Here is a 21,996-nt window from a genome sequence, read left to right as displayed (position 1 = left end):
TGAAAGTATCTCTATTTAATTATTCTACGGACGATCGCTGAAAATACAATCGGCACGCAAGATAATGTTTGCATACGGAGATGCTTCACCAGTTCGAATGATGCACTTGCATTGTTTTGTTGCTTCTTTGAAAGCATCGTGGCTCGTCTTAATCCATTCGTATTGATCGGATGGGAATGTAGACTCCAAGAAGGCATAAGCCTTAGGATTATTTTCTTTAATTTCTGTTGCCACATGAATCGCTTCGGATTTCATATGTTTAGCGATGATGGATACTACTTGCTCAAAGCTAGGTACACCAAAATCCAAGGCTAAGTCGATTTTTTGAACCCCTTCAGGTACCGGTAAGCCACAATCAGAGATACAAATGGTATCTGTGTGACCTAAATCTGCAAGAACCTTAGCAATATGGCTATTTAAAATGCCGTGTCGTTGCATAAATAACTCCTTATCTATTCAATATGCTAATTCTTTGCCAAGAATGCAGTGACCTCGTCCTTTGTTGGCATGCCGCCTTGAGCTCCCAAGCGTTGGATGGAGAGGGCCGCTGCTGCATTACCGTAGTGTAGAGCGTCGGCTAAGCTTTTACCATTAACGATAGCCGTTGCAAAGGCACCGTTAAATGTATCGCCAGCACCTGTTGTATCTACGGGCTCAACCTTGAAGCCAGGTACGATGTGGATTTCACCGTTGTCCGCATATCCTACGCCCTTGCTACCAAGGGTAACGATGATTTTGTTTTCGTTAGCTAGTAAGGTCTCCTCTGTAGATTGGTTAGGGTAGAGTGCAGATAGCTCATGTTCGTTTGGCGTAATATAGGTTGCTAATTCTAACCATTCCGAATCGAGGTCGGCTGCTGGAGCAGGATTTAAGAGGACTTTCACATTAGCCTCGTGACAACGACGAACGATGTATTCAATAGTTGGAATAGGAATCTCGTTTTGCACCATCACAAGATCGGCTTGCTCAATAGCAGACCAAGCGTTATCTACTACGGACTGGTCTACCATAGCGTTAGCGCCTGCAATCACGATGATACTGTTATCGCCTTCAGCTAATGTAATGTGTGCTGTACCGGTTGTAGTGTTCGGTACCGTAACGATGTAATCTGTATTGATGAAATTTTCTTTTAAATTATCTAAAATCATTTGGCCGTATGCATCCTCACCGATACAGCCGACCATTGTGACCTCTGCACCTAGACGAGCTGCAGCCACCGCTTGGTTTGCACCCTTGCCACCGTGCGCGATGTGCAATTCGTTGCCCATAATTGTTTCGCCCGCAGTAGGGCGTTTATCCGCGAGGACTACAATATCCATGTTGCAACTGCCAATAACAACAATACGATTCATAATAACTCCTTAATAAGCCTCTGCCCTAACTGGGACTAAAAATGACTATCATTTATTTTTATACATAGAATCTTGCACATTTTATACAACGAACTGTATATATAAATATAATTGATAATCTAAGAGGCATTTGCTTTCACATACCTATAAGTGTATATTAATCATTTATTAGTATAGCGTAAATACGTGAGTTTATCTATATAAATATCTATAAAATGTAGGAATAAAAAAGGTATATCCAAAATCTATGTTACATGAGTAAAAATGTACTCTTTAGATCTTGGATATACCTTATTATTAAAGAATTAATATATTATACTATTTATATTTTATCTAACATTTTATCTATACTATCAAAAGATTTCTCTAAAGATAGAATACGACCTTGAATGATGTCATTTTGGCCTTGTACAAGAGCAGATAATATATCTACCTTACCTTGTAAAATATTAGTTGCATTATCGTCAATATTTATTGTATTACTGTAGCTTTTATCTATTTTCATAGTCTATCAGGCCTTTATTGTTAATATAGCTATATATTAGTGAAAGCTTGGTTTGTCATAGTGTGTACCTGGTTCACCTACACCGATGCTTGTGCGGTGGAAAGGCGTTTCATCCGCAGCGTGTAAGATATCAAAGATGGCTTTTACCACTGCTTCGCGTGAAACTTGGGCATCGTTGAATTGAGCCCCTTCAGGGATGAGTTCGTAATCAGTTTTCTCTGGATCATTATAAAGCCATGTGAGGCGCAAGATGGTGTAATTTAAGTTGGATTCGCGTAATACATTGCGTGCTTGGCGCTCACCTTGAACATAGCTAATCGGCAAGTTATCGAAGGTCCATTTTTCAAGTGCTACAGGGAATTCACCAGAAAGTCCAGCCATGGACACACCGATAACACGGCGTATATTTTTGCGGCTCAATGCTTTCACGATGGATGCCATATCACTGCCAGACTCCATAGCACCTACAAATACAACCTCCGCATTTGTTACAGCTTGTTCTAATTTACCTGGATTTTGGAACGAACCTTCAATCACTGTAACGCGTTCATGGTCGATAATCTCTGGAGGTATACGTGTTTTCAACTGACGACCATATAATGTAATGTGCATATCTGTATATGTTAATAGTGTAGCAGTCAACTTTTGAGCTATTTGGCCCGCAGCTCCTAAAATCGTAATATACTTATACATAAAAAAGACCTCCTATGTTCGGGCATAAATATTTAATGAAATTTTAACATACATATATGACAAATACGTGAGAAAAAATTATAAAAATCTTTGTATTATTTTCGTAATTTAATTGATACTTAACATTTCGTTTGTTGTTTTTAGCTGTGCAAATCGATTCCGCCAAATCTTTTCTTTGTAAAAGAATAGGATTGTATCGGCGGATAGATGATCATTATCAAAGGTTGAGATAGCATCTTCGACGATGGTGATATTATAACCATATTCAAAGCCTACTTTCACAGATGTATCAATGCAAAATTCCACTTGCATTCCTACGAATGTTACATCGGTAATATTTTTTCGGTTTAAATATTCCTTTAATTCAGTATCCTTGAAGATGCTATTGTAATATTTATTGAAAATCTTTTCGTTTTCTTGCGGTTTTAATTCGTGATAGACTTGCCAATTATCACTGCCCGTTGCTAATAAGCCTTCATCTTCAGAATGTCTGATATAAATGACTTCTATATTTTGATCTCTAAAATGTTGAATGATTGCTTTTGTATTTGAGATAAAGTTTTTGGCATTGTAAGGGTTTTCCTTAACTAAGCCTTCTTGTATATCGATTACGATTAATGCTTGTGCCATTATGAACCTCCCTGATAAGGTAAATGATGAGTTTATTATAATTATAGCGAAATACTAAATAATATATGGAGATTATAATAATTATACACCAAGATAGAGGAGGTCTTTATTATTGCCTTTAGACTGGTTCGCGACGTAGTCGCGAATTATAAAACTATCCACTATGCGGGTGCGACAACAAAAGTTATACAAAAAGTCACTTTGCTTAAGTAGAATGTAGGTGTTTAAGCCATATTATATGTAAAAGAAAGATGATTTTTCAATAGAGTCAAATATATTTAAGCAGTGGTATAATTGTATATATAAATTTTGCCTTTGTTTTGTGTGTGGTTGGTTATTTTGAAGGGAGCGACTGTATGTCCGATGGTCCGTTTTTAACACCAAGAGAACAGATAGAGCATAGTATATCTAAAGGTATTACTTTTAATAATATTACTGAAGCGGAATCAGAGCAATATTTAGTAGAGAATAATAACTACTTTAGACTTAGATCCTTTAGGAAGAACTTCTTAAAATCCACAAAATCTGGAAAATATGTAAATTTAGATTTTAGCTATTTAATAGATTTAGCATGTATTGATAATAGATTGAGACGAATCATGTTAGAGATGACTATTGGGATTGAGCATTTTTCAAAAGTTCATTTATTATCTATTTTACAGCAGAATAATATTGATCCTTATGATGTAGTTGAGGAATATATGAATCAACTAGAGAAATCTAATTTTGAACAATTACAGCATGACTTATGGAAAAATAGTGGTAGCTTATATTGTGGTAATTTATATGCTAAATATATTGATGATCAAAATAAACGTTGCCCAGTATGGGCTTTTCTAGAAATGATTTCTTTTGGACAGTATTTATATTTCTATAAATATTGTGTAGAACTATTGCAAAATACTGAAATTACTGAACGATTATACTTAATGTATACCGTTAAAAGTTTACGGAATGCATGTGCGCATAATAATTGTATTATTAACGATATAAACTCTACACATAATAAACGTATTAATGCTGATTTGCAACGTGAATGCACTAAATTTATAAAATCACCATCAAGTAGACGTAGACATTTGGGTCATATTTCTACCTATCAAATTTTAACTACGATGTATGCTCATCAGAGAATATGTATTAGTACTGGTGTTCATAATCATATATGTGGTGAATTAGATGAACTTAAGAAACGCTTTTTCCGAGATAATGATTATAGGTTGAATGATAATATAAAAGCTACATTTGATGTGCTTATTAGAGCTATTGACACATGGTTCCACATAAGGTAATATTTAGGTACATAGAAAAACCATTTTTGGTTTCAAGCGGCAGCATCGTTAATTCGGTGTTGCTTTATTTTTTATATGGGCGCCCTCAAGGGTGCTTTTTTTATACCTAAAATAGTACTTGTTTGTAATGGTATAATATTGATATAAAATACGTAAAAATACATACCTTAAAGCCATATATCGGTATTAAACCTCTATGTGGCTTTAGCGGTATTATTGATAATGCAAGGATTGAAACGATGGTTAATATACGAAAATTAGAAAATGAATTGTGGGAAGCTGCAGATGCGCTACGTGCAGGATCTAAACTGACGTCAAATCAATATTGTATGCCTGTATTGGGGCTTATCTTCTTGCGTTATGCGTATAGTCGTTTCAAACTTATTGAGGTTGAAATCTTAAAAGATAGACCTATGCGTAATGGTCGTGTTATGCCTGTAGAAGCTAGTGACTTTAAGGCTAAAAGTGCTCTTTATTTACCACTAGAAGCACAATATGACTATCTCCTTAACTTACCAGAGGACATCAAAGGTGCAGCCTTAACTAGCAAAGATGGTCAAGTCATGACTAGTCTTGGTGAAGTGGTCAATAATGCCATGGCTTTGATTGAAGAACAAAGTTCACAGCTGACAGGGATATTGCCTAAGAATTATACAGATTTTTCTGATGAGCTGTTAGCAGAAATTCTTCGTATCTTTAATAACTCTGCTCTTGATGAAGTAGGTGGAGATATCATTGGCCGAATCTATGAGTATTTCTTAAACAAATTTGCCAAGAACATTGCCTCCGATGATGGTGTGTTCTTTACGCCTAAATCTCTAGTTAAGATGATTGTTAATGTTCTGGAACCGACTCATGGCACGCTATTTGATCCAGCCTGTGGATCTGGTGGTATGTTTATTCAATCTGGTGATTTTGTAAACTCTCACGGATTGAATGCGAACACCACAATGACATTTTATGGACAAGAAAAGGTTGAGTATAATGCACAGCTTTGTTTAATGAATATGGCGGTTCATGGTTTAACTGGTGTTATTAAATCTGGAGATGAAGGAAACAGCTTTTACAATGATGCTCATCAATTAGAAGGTCGCTGTGACTATATTATGGCGAATCCTCCATTTAACGTAGATAAGGTTAAATCTGAATCTACACAGGCTGCGGGACGTTTGCCATTTGGTATGCCTGGCGTTAATAAAAATAAGGAAATCGGTAATGCTAATTATCTTTGGATTTCCTATTTTTATAGCTATTTAAACGATACAGGTCGAGCTGGTTTCGTTATGGCGTCCTCTGCTACGGACAGTCAAGGCAAGGATAAAAATATCCGTGAAAGCCTAGTTAAAACTGGTGCAGTTGATGTAATGGTGAGTGTTGGTAATAACTTCTTCTATACAAAATCTTTACCATGTTCTTTGTGGTTCTTTGATAGAGCAAAGCCAGATGCTATTGAAGATAAGGTACTCTTCATTGATGCCCGTAATTACTATACTGTTGTTGATCGTACATTAAACGAATGGACCGAATGGCAATTAAAAAATTTAAATGCTATTGTTTGGCTCTATCGTGGTGAAGTTGAAAAATATACAGCATTACTTAATGAATATCGCAAGACATTAGGTGAAGATAAAACCTTTTCTCAACATATAGAGGTTCTTTCCGAACAAGTGAAAGCTATTGAGACTGAAGGTAAACAAGCTGTTGCTGATGCGGGTCGAGGCAAAGGAAGAAAGGTTCAGAAAGAATACGATGAAAAGGTAGAAGCTGTTAAAGAAACATTAACCATTGCTCAAGAAGCACAATGGTTATATGAAAAATTTGGCGATGGAGAATATGTAGACGTACCAGGGTTATGTAAAATTGCATATATCACAAATGAAGCCAAAGGTGATAATGACGGTGTGAGCATCGAAGATAAAAGTTGGTCCCTCACACCAGGTGCTTACGTTGGTGTAGCCCCTGTAGAAGATGATGGGGTTAACTTTGAAGAACGTATGGCTGAAATACATGAAGAACTGTTAGCATTACAACAAGAATCTAATGCACTTATGGAAACTATCTCTAAAAATATGAAGGAGATGGGGTTATGAGTTATCAGATTGAAAAGCTAAAGAATATTGCATTAATAAAAACAGGTAAATTAGATTCTAATGCAGCCGTGACCGATGGTGCCTATCCATTTTTTACTTGTGATCCCAATACCCTAAAGATTGATGATTGGGCATATGATACTGAAGCTGTTTTGTTGGCAGGAAATAACGCTAGTGGAAATTATACGGCAAAATATTATAAAGGAAAATTTAATGCGTATCAACGAACATATATTATTGAGAGTGCAAATACTAGTCTATTGACAGTTAGATTTTTAGCTTTTGCTATTACTGAGCAGCTTCGTTTATTAAAGTCAATGTCTTCTGGATCTACAACAAAGTTTTTAACAATTAAGATCTTAAATGGTTTAGATATTCCTTGCCCTGAAATAACTATTCAGAGAAAAATTGCGTCTATTATTGGTAGCTATGATGACCTCATTGGAAACAATCAAAAGCAAATCAAGCTCCTTGAAGAGGCTGCACAGCGTTTATATAAAGAATGGTTTGTAGATTTACGATTTCCTGGGTATGAAAATATAAAAAATGTAGATGGAGTTCCAGAAGGTTGGAAATTGGAATCTGTTGGTAGTGTTATTAAAACAGTACCACGGACAGTACAGATAAAAACGAAAGATTATTTACGGGAAGGGACTATCCCTATTATTGATCAAAGTAGGGAGTTCATTGCAGGATATACAAATCTTGAGGATGCAATCGTATCATCCGAAGCCCCTGTAATCGTATTTGGTGATCATACTCGTATTTTAAAGTATATTCAATTTCCATTTGCTAAAGGTGCAGATGGCACACAGTTAATAATTAGTAATACTGAACTGATGCCAGCGCCATTATTATATTTATCTCTTTTATCAGTTGATTTATCTAACTATCATTATGCAAGACATTTTAAGTACTTGAAGGAAGAAATGATAATAATTCCTTCACAAGAAATAGCGGATACTTTTAATAATATTGTTGAGCCTTTATTTAAAAGAGTACAAGTATTGAGAGATATTAATAGAAATTGTGAACAAGCCCGAGATCGTTTACTTCCTAAGCTTATGAATGGGGAAATAGAGGTGTAAAGGAGGTGTTACTATGAGTCATGATTATTCTGAAGAGAAACTAGTTCAAGATAGTGCTTGTGATGTGCTACAGAATAGATTGGGGTGGAAGGTTGCGTATGCATATAATTTAGAGCAACTCGGAGTAGATGGCACATTTGGTAGAACTAGTTATAAGGAAGTCTTGTTGACTAGAGAAATCCGTAAGGTTCTTAAACGACTCAATCCTTGGATTAATGATCAACAAATTATAGAGGCAATTGCTAAATTAACTCGTAGAATATCAACAGCATCTTTAATACAAATTAACGAGGAGAAATACAATTATCTTCGTGATGGCATCCCTGTAACGGTTAAGTGTCCTGATGGGAGAACAGAGATTAAAAAGGCTGCTATTATAGATTTCAATAATGCACATAATAATGAATTCTTAGCAGTAAAGGAACTTATTGTTCATGGTGATTTGTATAATCGGCGAGCAGATATCGTTGGCTTTGTGAATGGTATTCCTTTGCTATTTATTGAATTAAAACGGCCGGATATCGATGTACGAAATGCGTATGAGGATAACTACAAAGATTATCTAGATACCATTCCACAATTGTTTTATTACAATGCCTTTGTGATGCTTTCTAATGGCTTAGAAGCGAAGGTTGGTACCGTTGGTAGTAAATACGAATTCTTTCATGAATGGAAGCGTCTAGATGAGGATGAAAAGGGGAGTGTAGCATTTGAAACTATGCTTCTTGGTATTTGTAGTAAGGAAAACTTTCTTGATTTATTAGAGAATTTTATTCTTTATGATCACTCTGATGGTCGAACTGCTAAAATATTGGCTCGTAATCACCAATACTTAGGTGTAAATAAGGCGGTAGAGGCGTATGCAGATAGAAAGTTAAAAGATGGTAAACTTGGTGTCTTTTGGCATACACAAGGTTCTGGTAAAAGCTATTCTATGGCTTTTTTTGCACAGAAGATACGTCGCAAGATGGCAGGTTCACCGACTTTTGTAGTTCTTACAGATCGAGAAGAGCTTAATACACAAATTAGTGATACCTTTGAAAATTGTGGCATTCTTGGTAAGGATAGTAAGGCAAAACAATGTATTGCGACTAGTGGTGAGGATTTAATTGCTAAATTAAAAGGAAATCCTAGCTTTATCTTTACATTGATTCATAAGTTTAATAAATCTGATGTAGAACCGATTTATCCAGATCATGACATCATTATTATGTCTGATGAGGCCCATCGTAGTCAGTATGGGCTGTATGCAGATAATATGATGCGACTATTGCCAACAGCGGCTCGTATTGGGTTTACTGGTACACCATTACTTTCATATGATAATATTACAGAACGTACATTTGGCGGATATATATCGGTCTATGATTTTAAACGAGCTGTTGAGGATGGTGCTACGGTGCCATTGTATTATGAAAATCGTGGTACTAAGCTAGATGATTTACAAAATCCAGAGATAACTAATGAGATTCTTGATGCTATCGAAGCAGCAGATTTAGATAGTGCACAACAAGAGAAGTTAGAGAAGGAGTTTGAAAAATCAATTCATATCCTTACTGCTGAGCCGAGACTTCGCTCTATTGCTAAGGACTTTGTACGACATTATTCCGATGTGTGGACTAGTGGCAAAGCCATGTTTGTGTGCTTAAATAAAGTTACCTGTGTTCGTATGTACGATTATGTACAGGAATATTGGAAAGAAGAAATTAAGCGGCTCAAAAAACAAATTAAATTAGCAACACAACAAGAAACACAAGAACTAGAACGCAAACTAAAATGGATGGAAGGAACGGACATGGCTGTTGTTATCAGTCAGGAACAAAATGAAATCCAAACATTTAAAGCTTGGGGACTAGATATTGAAACACATCGACGGAAAATGGTAAAACGAGACCTCGATAAAGAGTTTAAAGATTCAGAGAATCCCTTACGTATTGTGTTTGTCTGTGCTATGTGGCTTACAGGCTTTGATGTTAAGTGCTTGTCCTGTTTGTATCTAGATAAACCATTAAAAGCACATACCTTAATGCAAACAATTGCTCGTGCTAATCGCGTTAATGAAGGTAAGAGTAATGGTTTAATAATCGATTATATTGGTATTGTAAAAGCACTTAAAAAGGCGTTGGCTGAATATACGGCAAATGTCGGTAATCATGATGGTGTGGATCCAACTATCGATAAAGAGAAACTCATTGCTCGTATACTAGAGTTGATTGATATATTAGTAGCCTTTTTTAAGCAAAAGAATATATACATAGAAGATTTTTCTGATGCACAAACTAATGCTTTTAGTAGATTATCTAATTTGAATGAGGCCGCCAATGCTGTCTGCGATACTGTAGCAGATAAACAAACCTTCACTGCCTGTGCCTCAGAGCTGCATAAGTTGATGAAATATATTGAACGTGATGATATTTCAGTGGATACACGCAGAGTATATGAGACAATTGCAGCAATACATCGGATGTTAAAGCCTAAAAGACGAGATGTAGATACTACTGACTTGATGGTTACTATAAATGCTATTATTAGTGAACATATAGGAATGAAAGAATCTTTAGGGCAAACAGAAGATGCAATCGGTTCAGAGTATATAACCCGTATTGATATAAGTGCTATCAATTTTAATATCCTGCGTAAAGAGTTTACAAGAGTCAAACATAAGAACTTACTATTTAAGGACTTAGGCGATTTCATTGAACAAAGTTTGGATAGACTGGTAGCAGCTAATCCTAACCGCAGGGATTACTATGAGCGCTATAGACAAATTATTGAAGATTATAACTCTGGAAAAGACCGTTCTAATATAGAAAAAACATTTGAAGCATTAATACAGTTAGTAAAAGAGCTAACGGAAGAAGAATCTCGTTATATCCGTGAAGGTTTTACTACTGATGATGAATTGGCTATTTTTGATTTGTTAAAAAGAGACAATCCTAATAAAGCAGATATTAAGAAACTAAAAGGTACTGCTACAGAGATGTATAGTAAAATAACAGAAGCCATTTCAAGGATGGATCATTGGACGGATAAGGATGAAACAACAGCAGAAATACAAAATCTAATTCGTGATATCCTTTGGAGAGAACTTCCAGAAAGCTACGATGAACGACAAATAGAAGTTTGTCGTGGAGAAGTCTTTGAGTATGTATATACTAGATTTGGATATATGGCATAGTATTTTTAGTTTCAATATTTTTGATAGTATATTAAAGTTTTGATAAGAGGCTACTTACGTAGCCTCTTTCTTTTGTATAAATGGAGAATGTAGAAAATTATTTCTTATATGGCTATGTATGAATTAGGTAATCGTAGATTAACATTACGGATAGCCTCTAGGCTTTCACAAATTCTCGAAGAATGTTAAAATAAATCCATATATATTTTTATAGAAATGAGGCTATTATGGAACGGATTCAGGATCTTGTGTACACACATGTGCAGGGTGGCCAGTTTAGATGGGTTACTGTTAGCACATTGATGCTCGCATTGGGCACGATTTTGCATTTGGTGAGCCCTAGTGTGGCTGGGGTAACGCCGAACTGGACGATTGCTACGTACTGCGTAGCTATTTTATTGACTCGTCCTAGTTTGAGTCAAACCTTGGGGATTGGACTCGTGGCGGCCCTCATCAATGTATTGACGTCTAAATCAGCGTTCCCTTACGGCAATTTGTTGTCTGAGCCAGGTGGTGCTTTGACGGCGGCTCTCGTAACGCGCGCTATGTTGTCCATGAAGTTCCGTAAAATTGGTGGTTTTGATTTAACCCCTGTCGTGTCTGGCTTTTTAGCAACTGTTGTATCTGGTGGTATCTTTGTTACCATTTTGTGGCAAGTGCTTGGGTTGCCAAATAATGTGTACATGTACGGCATGTGGCCATTGGTACTCATTGTAGGGGCCTTGAATGGTGCCATTACACCAATCTTGTATATTCCGGCACAACGTTTATTCTCTAAACGTGGCATGTTGCCAAATGCAGATCAATTGACATCTGATCATAGTCGCTTGACTATTTTGCCTGAGCGCCAAGCTAAAATATCCATTGAGCACGTAAATTACTATCATCCAAAGGCGACTACACCATCCCTTGAAAATATCAATCTCGATGTAAATGAAGGTGATTTCCTCGTTGTTACAGGCCCTGCAGGTTGTGGTAAAAGCACCCTTTGTATGGCGATGGTAGGGGCGGTGCCTAAATTCTATGGTGGACGGCTAGAAGGCATGGTCTTCGTAGATGGTCATGCGACTACGCAAATGGAAATCCCAGAACTAGCGAACCATATCGGTGTAGTTCTAGCCGACTACGATACACAGCTCGTAACGATGACAGTTCGTGAAGAAGTAGCCTTTGCTATGGAAAACCGCGGTTATGACCGTGAAACTATTAAAGCTCGTTCTGAAGAGGTGTTTAAGCAAGTTGGCCTCGTAGGCTTAGAAAATCGCAAGATTACAAGTTTATCTGGTGGTCAACGCCAACGTTTGGCTATTGCTTCTGTATTGGCTACGAATCCAACCGTACTTGTTCTTGACGAACCGACAAGCTCTCTCGATCCAGATGGGACCGCAGAATTATATCGCCTCGTAGGCGATTTGAACCAAAAACACGGTATCACCGTTGTCGTTATCGACCATGATTTGCATGCCGTATTGCCGTACGCTAACCGCATGGCTCTCATGGTAGATGGCTCTATCGCCTGTGATGACGATGTACCGACTACGCTTCGTTACATGTACGAGCACAACATTCACGTCGATGCATTGCCATCCGTGTTTACTACGTATATGGAATTGGAACAAGCCGGCTTCCACAGTGATGAACCTTGGCTCAGCATCGAGTCTGCTATCAAGGGCTTGCACCAAATTGAAATGGCTCATGCTATTCAAACCGAGGTGCATGGTAAAAGCAACTCTCCAGCTAATCAAAGAATTACAGTAGATAATCTTGTTGATCAATCTAATATAGTAGAAAATAGACAACCAGTTCAACGTGTTGATGATGTACCAGGAAAGGACGGTGGAGCTCATGCTTAAGGTTGAAAACATCCGCTTTGGCTATGTGCCATCCGTAGATATTTTCCGAAACGTGACTTTCACCATCGAAGGAGGCGAATATATCGCTATCGGTGGTCGTAATGGTTGCGGCAAAACGACTATTACGCGATTACTTGTCGGCCTAGAAAAGGCTAGGGAAGGCCACATGTATTATAACGGCAGAGATATTACGTCCATGCCGCCGTCTAAACGGGGACAATTTATCGGCTACGTATTTCAACAGCCAGATCGCCAAATGTTCAGACCTACCGTAGCCACAGAGGTTGCCTTCGGACCTGAGTCCTTGGGGCGCAGTAAAGCCGAAGTGAAGCGTATCGTTGATGAAGTATTGGCGCGCACAGGCATCGGTCATTTGCGTGAAGCCTATCCTCCAACATTGCGCCGCGGTGAAAAGCAACGTGTTGCCATTGCTTCTGCGCTGGCTATGCAGTCTAAAATCCTCATACTTGACGAACCAACCAGTGGTCAAGATGGTAAGGAAACTAAAGAGCTATTAGCACTATTGCGTCAGCTTAATTCAGAAGGTATCACAATCCTTCTTATTACCCATGATATGGAAATCATGGCTAGCGAATGTAGCCGTGCTATCATTATGGGCAACCAAACCGTTGCCTTTGACGGCAGTCCAGAAGAATTATTCAAAAAATCTACGGATGAATTGCAAGACCTAGGCCTTACAAAACCGCCAAGTGTGGAACTTTCACTAGCGGTACCATCCTTAGGCTATTGCAAATCTATGGATGAATTGAAATCCAAGTTAGTGGCTCAGTTGAGCGGAAAATAGGAGGGACATATGGAACGTTTAGTACCGTTAACAAAAATCTTGATGACCCTCGCTGTATCCGTGTGGGCCATCCTGTTGCGCGACTGGGCATCGCTATTGGCATTAGTCGTAGTAGAACTCGGTGTACTGTTTTTGGCAGGTTTGTTATTCAAACAACGCAAAGCCGTGTTGGCATTAACTAGCTTCGCTGTATTTCTTGGACTCATCCAATTCCTTGGCAGTGGCGATGTAACCTCTGCCATTGTATCCGGCTTACGAATGTTGGCTATGACACTTGTTTTTATAGGCCTGTTGGCAACTACAAAATTGCAAGACCTTACGGCAGCGCTCGTAACACAATGCAAAATTCCTTACGAATATGCATTTATGTTCACTGCTGCACTGCGCTTCGTGCCTGACTTCATTGCTGAAAGCCATGCTGTACAAGAGGCGCAAGCTTGCCGCGGCTTATCTCTCGAAGGCAACTTCATTAAGCGTATCAAATCCTATGCATCTGTTATCCAACCATTGCTGCTAAAATCCTTGGGACGATCCGAAACAATGGCGTTGTCTTTGGAGTTACGTGGATTCGGTGGTCCCACACACAGCTTTGCTGCATCTGTAGGATTGAAAAGAATTGACTATACTGTTGTTAGTGCTTTAATTGTTATTACAATACTTTTATTTGTTATTGTGTAATTTTCTTATATATCAAGTAAGAGTATAACTTTGCTCCTATAGAAATGTATTAGCTTTAATAGTCATAATAAAGAATATGATAAAAGTATATAAGTAAAATAAGAGCTTTTTACTTATATATGCTTCAAAACGTATATGCTGAGTGGTAAAAAACGTTGTTTTTACCACTCAGTTTTGTTGTATTGGGGATATAGATGTAAAATATGTAATTCTTACCTCAAAAGATGGATAAAAGTGAAATGGTATGTTATACGAATAGTTCGTCCTTTTTCTTGCGTATGTGGGCTATTTTTATATATTATGTTAAATAGAAATAATATTTTTTAGGATACCTACAGTTTTGAGGAATACTTTATGAGTGAATTAGTAATACGACCAATTACAAAAGGTGATATAGCCCCTTGTTTAGATATTTATAACTATGAGGTTGTAAACGGCGTAGCCACGCTTGATCTTGAACCTCACACGTTGTCAGAGTGGCAGGAGTGGCATGAGTCTCATAGCGATGAGCACCATCCTATTGTGGTAGGTACCATTGATGGGATTGTAGCAGGCTATGCATCGCTTTCACCATATCGACCTAAAGAGGCCTACAAAAGTACCGTCGAATTATCTATCTATATCCATCAAGATTATCGTGGTAGGGGAATCGCTACACAGCTGATGGCTCATATTTTAGAAATAGCAAAAAATGATCCGTTATTGCACAATGTGGTATCCGTTATTACGGCTGGCAATGAAGGCAGCACCAAGTTACACGCGCGATTTGGCTTTACCTATTGTGGTTTAACGCCTCAAGTTGGATTCAAACATGGTAAATATCAGGATACCGAAACATACGCATTATTGGTATAATAATTAGTATAGTAAAAGATAAATATTAATACGTTATACTAATGATGTATAGATTATAGATAAGGATTCGCCAGGGGTTAGGGCGAATAGGGGTGATTGAATGAACATGAAAGATGAACGGCAGTTCGTTGGATATAGTAAATATCGTAGCCGTCTCGTGGACGGTCATGTGCATACGGAGTTGTGTCCACATGGTAGTGGGGACCGAACTGCGATGATGATTGAGAAGGCCATCGAGTTGCGTATCGAAAAGGTATGCCTTACAGAACATGCACCATTGCCAACAGCTTTTGCTGCAGAATATGGTGGTGATAAAAAGGCCTATGACACAGCGTCTTTGAAATTAAATGAAGTTGATACTTACTTAGAGTTGGGTCGTCAATTACAACGTGCCTATGGCACACATATCGATATTTCTCTCGGTTTTGAAGTCGATTATATTCCAGGCTTTGAATCAGACATTCAAGAGTTCTTGGATCGCTATGGTCCGTTGACGGATGATAATATTTTATCCGTTCACTTTATGGAAGGCGTTAATAATGCCTTTTACTGCTTAGACTACAGTGCTGAAGAATTTGAGAAAGGCTTTGGGCCGTGGATTGAAAAACAATATGAGTTATATTACAAGTATTATTCTACAGTGCGCCAAGCCGTGCGTGCTGACCTCGGTGAATATACGCCTAAACGGATAGGGCATTTTGATTTAATCAAGAAATACCAACATCACTTTGGCTTTGAACGTCATTTAGATCGTCGCAATGCGCAGGTGGTGAGCGATATTTTGCATATCATGCGCGTCCAAGGTCGCGAGTTAGACTACAACATGAGCGGCTTCTTCAAACCAGATTGTCGTGAAATGTACCCAAGCCGCTTCATTCAAGGCATGGCGGCTATCATCGGTGTGCCATTTGTATTGGGGTCTGATGCACATAGCGTGGCAGATATAGAAAACGTTTGGGGCTAGTATAAAATCATTATTATAGTAAATACATGAAATATTAACGGTTCTATTGACAATTCTATAGAACCGTTATATTATGATTTCATACTTTAATAAATTAAAGCGATAAAATAGAAAAGTATCGATATAGGTAAATTTTTTCTCATAGTGTATTGGATAGCCACATAATCCCAATGATAGTACAGAAATATGGCTTTCACAGGCGTGAGAAATAATATGAATCAATTGATAGAAAGGATGTTTACGATGGTACAGCAGCAATTACCTACTGGTTTCCGCGATGATATAGGGATCGTAGCAGAGCGCAAGGATGATGTGAGTCAATATGTACTCGGTCTTTGTCGAAATCGTCAATACACAAAGATCTCTACGCCTCTCGTAGAGTACAAAGATGTTTTCAATGGCTATGCAATGGGGCGCGGTCAACATATGTACGAATTCATGGATAGTTCTGAAGTGTCCGTCGTAATTCGTCCGGATTTGACCATGCCTATCGGTCGTTTCTTGGCGACTACAAATATTGAATTGCCTCGCACGTTCTACTACTTGGGCGATGTATTTATGAAAAATAAAAAGCATCGTGGCGATGTCAACCAAGTGACGCAAGGTGGCATCGAGATGGTAGGCTATGAAGGGCTTGAGGCTGAGCAAGAGTGCTTCAAGATTATTAAAGAGGTGAACGAAGCTCAGTTGGGTAATCATTTGTTGCTCGAAATTGGGGATGCTCGTTTTTCTCGTGCTATTACCGATGCTCTTGGACTCAGTGATGATGAAAAGGCAGAGCTCTTAGAGGCGTTATTCACTAAATACTTGCCACGATATAACGAGTTGATTTCTGACTTTAAAAATAGTGCGCTATATCCTTTCTTAACTGTATGGCCTCGCTTGTTTGGTACGGTTCAAGATATAAAGGATGAGCTTAATCAAATTATCTTGCCTGCAGCGGCGCAGCGCATTTTAGATAATCTCGTAGATATGGCAAATCAAGTGGAAGCAACGGGGCAACGGGTTCGCATTGATGTTTCTACGGAACCACTTCAATCCTATTACACAGGTCTTACTTTTAGAGGCTATGTGGACGGCGTGTCTCAATACATCGTCAGCGGCGGCCGTTATGATGGCTTGCTATCTAGCTTTGATGGTACGCCGATGCCGGCAGTAGGGATGGCTTTTAATATCGACGTCTTGACTGATGTTACCTTGCAGGGTGAAAGCAAAGCTCAAGATAACGATACATTGCGTATCGCTCTTACGAAGGGGCGCGTAGAAAAGGATTTTATTCCACTCCTAGAAGCATGTGGTGTTGATTGCGAGCCATTACATAATAAGGCGCGTAAGCTCATTATCTCTTTAGGCGATTCTATGGAGATCATCCTTGCAAAGGGGCCAGATGTAACGACGTATTTGAAAAATGGCGTGGTTGATCTTGGCATCGTCGGTAGCGATGTGCTCGATGAACAAGACGATACGAGCTATGAAATGCTAGATTTACAAACGGGTAAATGCCAATTCATCTTGGCGTCCTTAGCGGGCTATGATCCTAAAGAAGGTCGTCGTCAACGAATTGGTACGAAATATCCAACCATTACAAAACAGTACTTTGGAGCTCAAGATGTGGAAATCATCAAGATTGAAGGCTCTGTTGAGCTGGCCCCACTTGTAGGACTAGCAGATGCTATCGTAGATATTACGGAAACGGGTACCACTTTGCGTGAAAACAATCTAGAAATCTTCGATTGGCTACAGCCCATATCTACACGCTTAGTAGCAAATCCATTAGCATTAAAACAAAAGCGAAATACCATTTTTAAACTCATAGATCAGCTTTCAGAAGCAATTAATAAAAATTAATAAATAAGATGTAGAGTGAATCATATATTTAACTAGCAATATGGATAGCTCAAGTAGGAAGAAGGATGACAGATGAAAATATATAAGGAATCATTAGAGGCGATGCTTGCTATCGTACGGAATTACACACAGCAAACCACAGATATGGAGATTGAACGTCGGGTGTACGATATCATTGCTGATGTCCGCACTAACGGTGATGCAGCGCTCAAATCGTATTCTGAAAAATTTGACGGTGTTTCCATTGAAGATTTCAAGGTGCCTCAAGAGGAAATCGACGCAGCTTATGAGTCTTTATCTGATGATTTGAAAGCCGCATTATTAAAGGCAAAGGCGAATATTACAGAATTCCACAGCCGTGAAATCGAGCAGGGTTTTGTGGATATGGATACACCGGGTATCATCCGTGGTCAAAAGGTCATTCCTTTGGCTCGTGTTGGTCTTTACGTTCCTGGAGGTACAGCCGCGTATCCTTCGACCATTATCATGACTGCTTTGCCCGCAAAGATTGCAGGCGTAAAAGAAATCATCATGGTTACGCCGCCTCAAAAGGATGGCATTAATCCTGCCGTATTAGGTGCTGCAAAGCTTGCCGGCGTTGATGCGGTATATCAAGTGGGCGGTGCCCAAGGTGTGGCGGCCCTCGCTTATGGTACGGAAACGATTCCAAAGGTAGATAAAATTGTAGGTCCTGGCAATATTTACGTGGCTACGGCGAAACGTCAAGTATTTGGCCAAGTCGATATCGACATGATTGCGGGCCCAAGTGAAATCGGTGTTATCGCCGATGACAGCGCAAATCCAGTTCATTTGGCAGCAGACTTGTTATCTCAAGCAGAACATGATCCTCGTGCACGCGCTATTATGGTGACTACTAGTGAAAGTTTAGCAAATGCCGTATCTGATGAGGTGGAACGTCAACTTAAATTGTTACCTCGTGAAAGCATCGCTCGTCCAGCTATTGAAAACAACAGTTACATTGCTATTATGGACAGCATTGAAGACATGTTCACGGTGATGAACGAAGTGGCGCCAGAGCATTTGGAAATCCAATTGCCGGATCCAATGAACTATATGAGCCTCGTTCAAAATGCAGGCTCTGTATTCCTTGGCGCTTATGCGTCTGAGCCGTTGGGCGATTATGTAGGTGGTACAAACCACGTATTGCCTACTAGTGGTACGGCGCGATTCTCGTCTCCGTTAGGCGTATATGATTTCGTGAAACGTACATCTTTCACACAATTTACAAAAGAACGTTTAGAAGAAGTGGCAAAACACATTACTACATTGGCTCGTACGGAAGGTCTCGAAGCGCATGCTCGTGCCATCGAAGTACGATTTGAAAAATAGATTATAAAAAATATTAGAAAATAGATTTGGCATCTATATTTATATGTGTATTTAAAATATACAGTGAAAATATAGATTAGAAATATAGATTATAAAAATAGATTTGAAGTATAGAGGTCGTTATGATACGCACAGGCACGGTGCAACGCACCACTCAAGAAACAGATATTACAGTAGAAATTACCCTTGATGGGGCACAAACAAGCTCCATCTCGACCGGAATAGGCTTCTTTGACCACATGTTGACGCTATTGGCGAAGCACGGCCGTTTTAGCCTTGTGGTAGAGGCAAAGGGAGATACATATGTGGATGCTCATCATACAGTTGAGGACGTTGGACTTGCCTTAGGGCAGGCCTTGGTGAAAGCCCTTGGCGATAAGGCTGGTATCGAGCGCTATGGCGATGCTTGGGTCCCTATGGATGAAGCATTGACGCAAGTTGTCATCGATTTGAGTGGTCGCCCGTACCTCGTTTTCCAAGGGGAATGGAGTACGCCGGTTTTAGGTGGCAACTTTGAAACAGAGCTGGTGGAGGACTTCTTCCAAGCTCTTGCGATGAGCGCTGCTATGAACTTACATGTGCGCAATTTGTATGGTCGCAATACACATCACATTATTGAAAGTATGTTTAAGGCAACGGGTCGTGCATTGCGCAAAGCAGTTACTATCAATCCGGATATCCAAGGAGTTAACTCTACAAAGGGAGTTATTTAATAAAGGAGAATGTATGATTTTTCCAGCTATAGATTTACAAGAGGGGCGCAGTGTTCGCCTGTATAAAGGCGATTTCGCACAGGAAACGGTCATCAACCCTGATCCAGTAGACCAAGCGAAACAATATGAAGCAGCTAAGGTTGGAGCCTTGCACCTCGTTGATTTAGATGGTGCCAAGGCGGGCAAGCCTGTAAATGTAGACATTGTAAAAGCAGTGCGTGCAGCTTTCACAGGTATCCTTGAAATCGGAGGCGGCATCCGAGATAAAGAGGCTGTTGACCTCTATTTGAGTTTGGGCGTAGATCGGGTTATCTTAGGATCTGTAGCGCTTAAAAATCCGGAACTTACAAAGCAAGTTATCGCTGAATACGGTGCGGAGCGCATCGTTATCGGTGTAGATGGAAAAAATGGCAAGGTCGCCGCTGAAGGTTGGCTCGACCAATCCGACGTGCCGATGACCGATTTAATCGGTGCCATGGTTGAAGGTGGGGCAAAGTATTTCATCGTTACCGATGTAGACCGAGACGGTACAATGCAGGGCGCCAATGAAGAGTTACTTGGAAATTTGCAAAACGAATTTCCTACAGCTCGCATCGTTGCTTCTGGGGGTGTTCGTAATTTAGCAGATATTAAATCCCTAGAACAAAAAGGTGTTATGGATAGTATCGTTGGTAAGGCCTTGTACGAGGGCACTATTACGTTAGAGGAAATCGCCGAGTACAATCAGCAGAAATAATAGAAATGATTGTGATGTTCTCAAATTAATTATTGACCGTAACCAATGGAATATATTGATTGACACTCGATGGAAAGGAGCTTTATGTTAGCGAAACGGATTATTCCTTGCCTAGATGTAGATGATGGGCGCGTAAAAAAAGGGGTTAACTTTGTTAATCTCGTAGACGTAGGCAGTCCAGTAGACATTGCGGCCTCCTATGAGCAGCAACAAGCTGATGAGCTTGTATTTTTAGATATTACGGCTACCGTTGATGCGCGGACTACTATGCGCGATGTGGTACAAGAAATCTCCACACAAGTATTTATGCCACTCACCGTGGGTGGTGGTATCAAGAGCGTTGATGATATGACGGCTTTGTTGAAAGCTGGTGCGGACAAGATATCTTTGAACTCTGCGGCTCTCGCTAATCCTGAGCTCATCACAGAAGGGGCTCAAAAGTTTGGCAATCAATGCATGGTGGTAGCCATCGACGTGAAAACCGATGAAGAAACTGGTGAATGGTATGCTTACACTCATGGTGGTCGCAAGCGTACAGAGTGGAAAGCTCTCGACTGGGCTAAAGAGGCCGTAGATCGTGGAGCAGGAGAGTTGTTAGTGACAAGCATGGGTAAAGATGGTACAAAATCCGGCTTTGATATTGAATTATATAAGGCTCTAGAATCAGTCGTAAATGTACCTATCATTGCATCTGGAGGGGCAGGTAAGGTTGAGGATTTTGTAGATCTCTTTAAGCAAACTAGCGTTACCGGTGCACTGGCGGCATCTATATTCCACTTCGGAGAAGTTAAAATTCCTGAACTCAAACAAGAACTACGAGCTCACGGAATTACGGTACGCTAAAACAGATTAAAAAAAATTATTATCTCTCGCAAGTTCTTTACTAGTCTATATGTTCAGAGTTAGTTAAATAGCTTGTTTATAGATAAACAGAATAGAAATAGCAATAGATAGATAAACAGAAAATAGCAATAGCAATAGCAATAGAAAGAGATACAAGCTAATATAGGATAACAGATTGGTGATTACTTTTAATAAAGGATAGAATATGAAACCGGATTTTGAAAAAGGAAATGGCTTGTTGCCGACGGTTGTGCAGGATGCGGAGACTAAGGACGTCCTCATGGTGGCTTGGATGAACGAAGAAAGCTTTCACAAAACACTAGAAACAAGGGAAACGTGGTTTTGGTCTCGGTCTCGTGAAGAGTTATGGCATAAGGGTGGCACTAGCGGTAATGTGCAGCACGTGGTGAGCATGGCCCTAGATTGTGATGGCGATACTTTGCTCATTCAAGTTAAGCCTGAAGGTCCTGCCTGTCACACAGGGCGCACAAGCTGTTTCTTTAATGAAGTAGAACGGAGTTAA

Annotated in this window: 20 protein-coding genes; 15 read left to right on the top strand and 5 right to left on the bottom strand. The window is 39.3% G+C overall.

Features of this window, described 5'->3' with window-relative positions; translation table 11 throughout:
• Positions 1 to 24: 24 nt before the first annotated feature.
• From rbsD to HMPREF0874_RS08820, 5 genes are all read right to left on the bottom strand, one after another.
• Entirely contained in the window at positions 25 to 438 is a 414-nt protein-coding gene (rbsD, locus tag HMPREF0874_RS08840) for a D-ribose pyranase (protein WP_008603257.1), read from the bottom strand.
• A 26-nt stretch (positions 439 to 464) separates the two neighbouring features.
• Positions 465 to 1,352, bottom strand: a complete 888-nt coding sequence (gene rbsK, locus HMPREF0874_RS08835) for a ribokinase (RefSeq protein ID WP_008603256.1) — start codon at positions 1,350 to 1,352, stop codon at positions 465 to 467.
• Between the two features lie 322 nt (positions 1,353 to 1,674).
• Positions 1,675 to 1,857, bottom strand: a complete 183-nt coding sequence (locus HMPREF0874_RS08830) for a hypothetical protein (protein WP_008603255.1) — start codon at positions 1,855 to 1,857, stop codon at positions 1,675 to 1,677.
• A gap of 36 nt (positions 1,858 to 1,893) precedes the next feature.
• A complete protein-coding gene (locus HMPREF0874_RS08825; RefSeq protein ID WP_004694229.1) occupies positions 1,894 to 2,550 on the bottom strand; it encodes an NAD(P)H-binding protein in 657 nt (218 codons plus the stop codon).
• Between the two features lie 108 nt (positions 2,551 to 2,658).
• Complete coding sequence (locus HMPREF0874_RS08820; protein ID WP_008603254.1) at positions 2,659 to 3,180, bottom strand: cysteine hydrolase family protein; 522 nt, start codon at positions 3,178 to 3,180, stop codon at positions 2,659 to 2,661.
• A 356-nt stretch (positions 3,181 to 3,536) separates the two neighbouring features.
• On the opposite strand from HMPREF0874_RS08820, the gene HMPREF0874_RS08815 reads away from it, so the two are divergent.
• The 15 genes from HMPREF0874_RS08815 to hisI all read left to right on the top strand — a co-directional run bounded on the left by HMPREF0874_RS08815 (position 3,537) and on the right by hisI (position 21,996).
• A complete protein-coding gene (locus HMPREF0874_RS08815) occupies positions 3,537 to 4,472 on the top strand; it encodes an Abi family protein (protein WP_008603253.1) in 936 nt (311 codons plus the stop codon).
• A 239-nt stretch (positions 4,473 to 4,711) separates the two neighbouring features.
• Positions 4,712 to 6,562 (top strand): class I SAM-dependent DNA methyltransferase, encoded by a 1,851-nt coding sequence (locus HMPREF0874_RS08810; protein WP_008603252.1) that lies wholly within the window; start codon positions 4,712 to 4,714, stop codon positions 6,560 to 6,562.
• A complete protein-coding gene (locus HMPREF0874_RS08805) occupies positions 6,559 to 7,650 on the top strand; it encodes a restriction endonuclease subunit S (RefSeq protein WP_008603239.1) in 1,092 nt (363 codons plus the stop codon). The genes HMPREF0874_RS08810 and HMPREF0874_RS08805 overlap by 4 nt, the downstream gene beginning before the upstream one ends.
• Positions 7,651 to 7,663: 13 nt before the next feature.
• Positions 7,664 to 10,828 carry a type I restriction endonuclease subunit R gene (locus tag HMPREF0874_RS08800; RefSeq protein WP_008603237.1) on the top strand — a complete coding sequence of 1,055 codons (3,165 nt, stop codon included), beginning with the start codon at positions 7,664 to 7,666 and terminating at the stop codon, positions 10,826 to 10,828.
• Between the two features lie 227 nt (positions 10,829 to 11,055).
• Positions 11,056 to 12,681 carry a tryptophan transporter gene (locus tag HMPREF0874_RS08795; protein WP_008603235.1) on the top strand — a complete coding sequence of 542 codons (1,626 nt, stop codon included), beginning with the start codon at positions 11,056 to 11,058 and terminating at the stop codon, positions 12,679 to 12,681.
• Positions 12,674 to 13,486, top strand: coding sequence for an energy-coupling factor ABC transporter ATP-binding protein (locus HMPREF0874_RS08790; RefSeq protein WP_024062592.1), 813 nt, complete (start codon positions 12,674 to 12,676; stop codon positions 13,484 to 13,486). The genes HMPREF0874_RS08795 and HMPREF0874_RS08790 overlap by 8 nt, the downstream gene beginning before the upstream one ends.
• Before the next feature lie 9 nt (positions 13,487 to 13,495).
• Complete coding sequence (locus tag HMPREF0874_RS08785) at positions 13,496 to 14,164, top strand: energy-coupling factor transporter transmembrane protein EcfT (protein WP_008603229.1); 669 nt, start codon at positions 13,496 to 13,498, stop codon at positions 14,162 to 14,164.
• Between the two features lie 354 nt (positions 14,165 to 14,518).
• A complete protein-coding gene (locus HMPREF0874_RS08780) occupies positions 14,519 to 15,019 on the top strand; it encodes a GNAT family N-acetyltransferase (protein WP_008603228.1) in 501 nt (166 codons plus the stop codon).
• A 100-nt stretch (positions 15,020 to 15,119) separates the two neighbouring features.
• A complete protein-coding gene (gene hisJ, locus HMPREF0874_RS08775; protein ID WP_038125744.1) occupies positions 15,120 to 15,983 on the top strand; it encodes a histidinol-phosphatase HisJ in 864 nt (287 codons plus the stop codon).
• A gap of 243 nt (positions 15,984 to 16,226) precedes the next feature.
• Entirely contained in the window at positions 16,227 to 17,831 is a 1,605-nt protein-coding gene (gene hisG, locus HMPREF0874_RS08770) for an ATP phosphoribosyltransferase (protein WP_024062603.1), read from the top strand.
• Between the two features lie 72 nt (positions 17,832 to 17,903).
• Complete coding sequence (hisD, locus tag HMPREF0874_RS08765) at positions 17,904 to 19,181, top strand: histidinol dehydrogenase (RefSeq protein WP_008603225.1); 1,278 nt, start codon at positions 17,904 to 17,906, stop codon at positions 19,179 to 19,181.
• Between the two features lie 122 nt (positions 19,182 to 19,303).
• Entirely contained in the window at positions 19,304 to 19,894 is a 591-nt protein-coding gene (gene hisB / locus HMPREF0874_RS08760; protein WP_008603224.1) for an imidazoleglycerol-phosphate dehydratase HisB, read from the top strand.
• Positions 19,895 to 19,907: 13 nt separating this feature from the next.
• Positions 19,908 to 20,630 (top strand): 1-(5-phosphoribosyl)-5-[(5-phosphoribosylamino)methylideneamino]imidazole-4-carboxamide isomerase, encoded by a 723-nt coding sequence (gene hisA, locus HMPREF0874_RS08755; protein WP_008603223.1) that lies wholly within the window; start codon positions 19,908 to 19,910, stop codon positions 20,628 to 20,630.
• Between the two features lie 84 nt (positions 20,631 to 20,714).
• Entirely contained in the window at positions 20,715 to 21,473 is a 759-nt protein-coding gene (gene hisF, locus HMPREF0874_RS08750) for an imidazole glycerol phosphate synthase subunit HisF (RefSeq protein WP_038125746.1), read from the top strand.
• 205 nt (positions 21,474 to 21,678) lie between these two features.
• The gene (gene hisI / locus HMPREF0874_RS08745; protein WP_004694201.1) at positions 21,679 to 21,996 is read left to right on the top strand and encodes a phosphoribosyl-AMP cyclohydrolase; all 318 of its coding nucleotides are present in this window, start codon (positions 21,679 to 21,681) and stop codon (positions 21,994 to 21,996) included.

The sequence above is a fragment of the Veillonella sp. 6_1_27 genome (assembly GCF_000163735.1).
In the GTDB taxonomy this organism is placed as follows: Bacteria; Bacillota; Negativicutes; order Veillonellales; family Veillonellaceae; genus Veillonella; species Veillonella parvula_A.
This window is presented reverse-complemented; position numbering and strand designations above follow the sequence as displayed.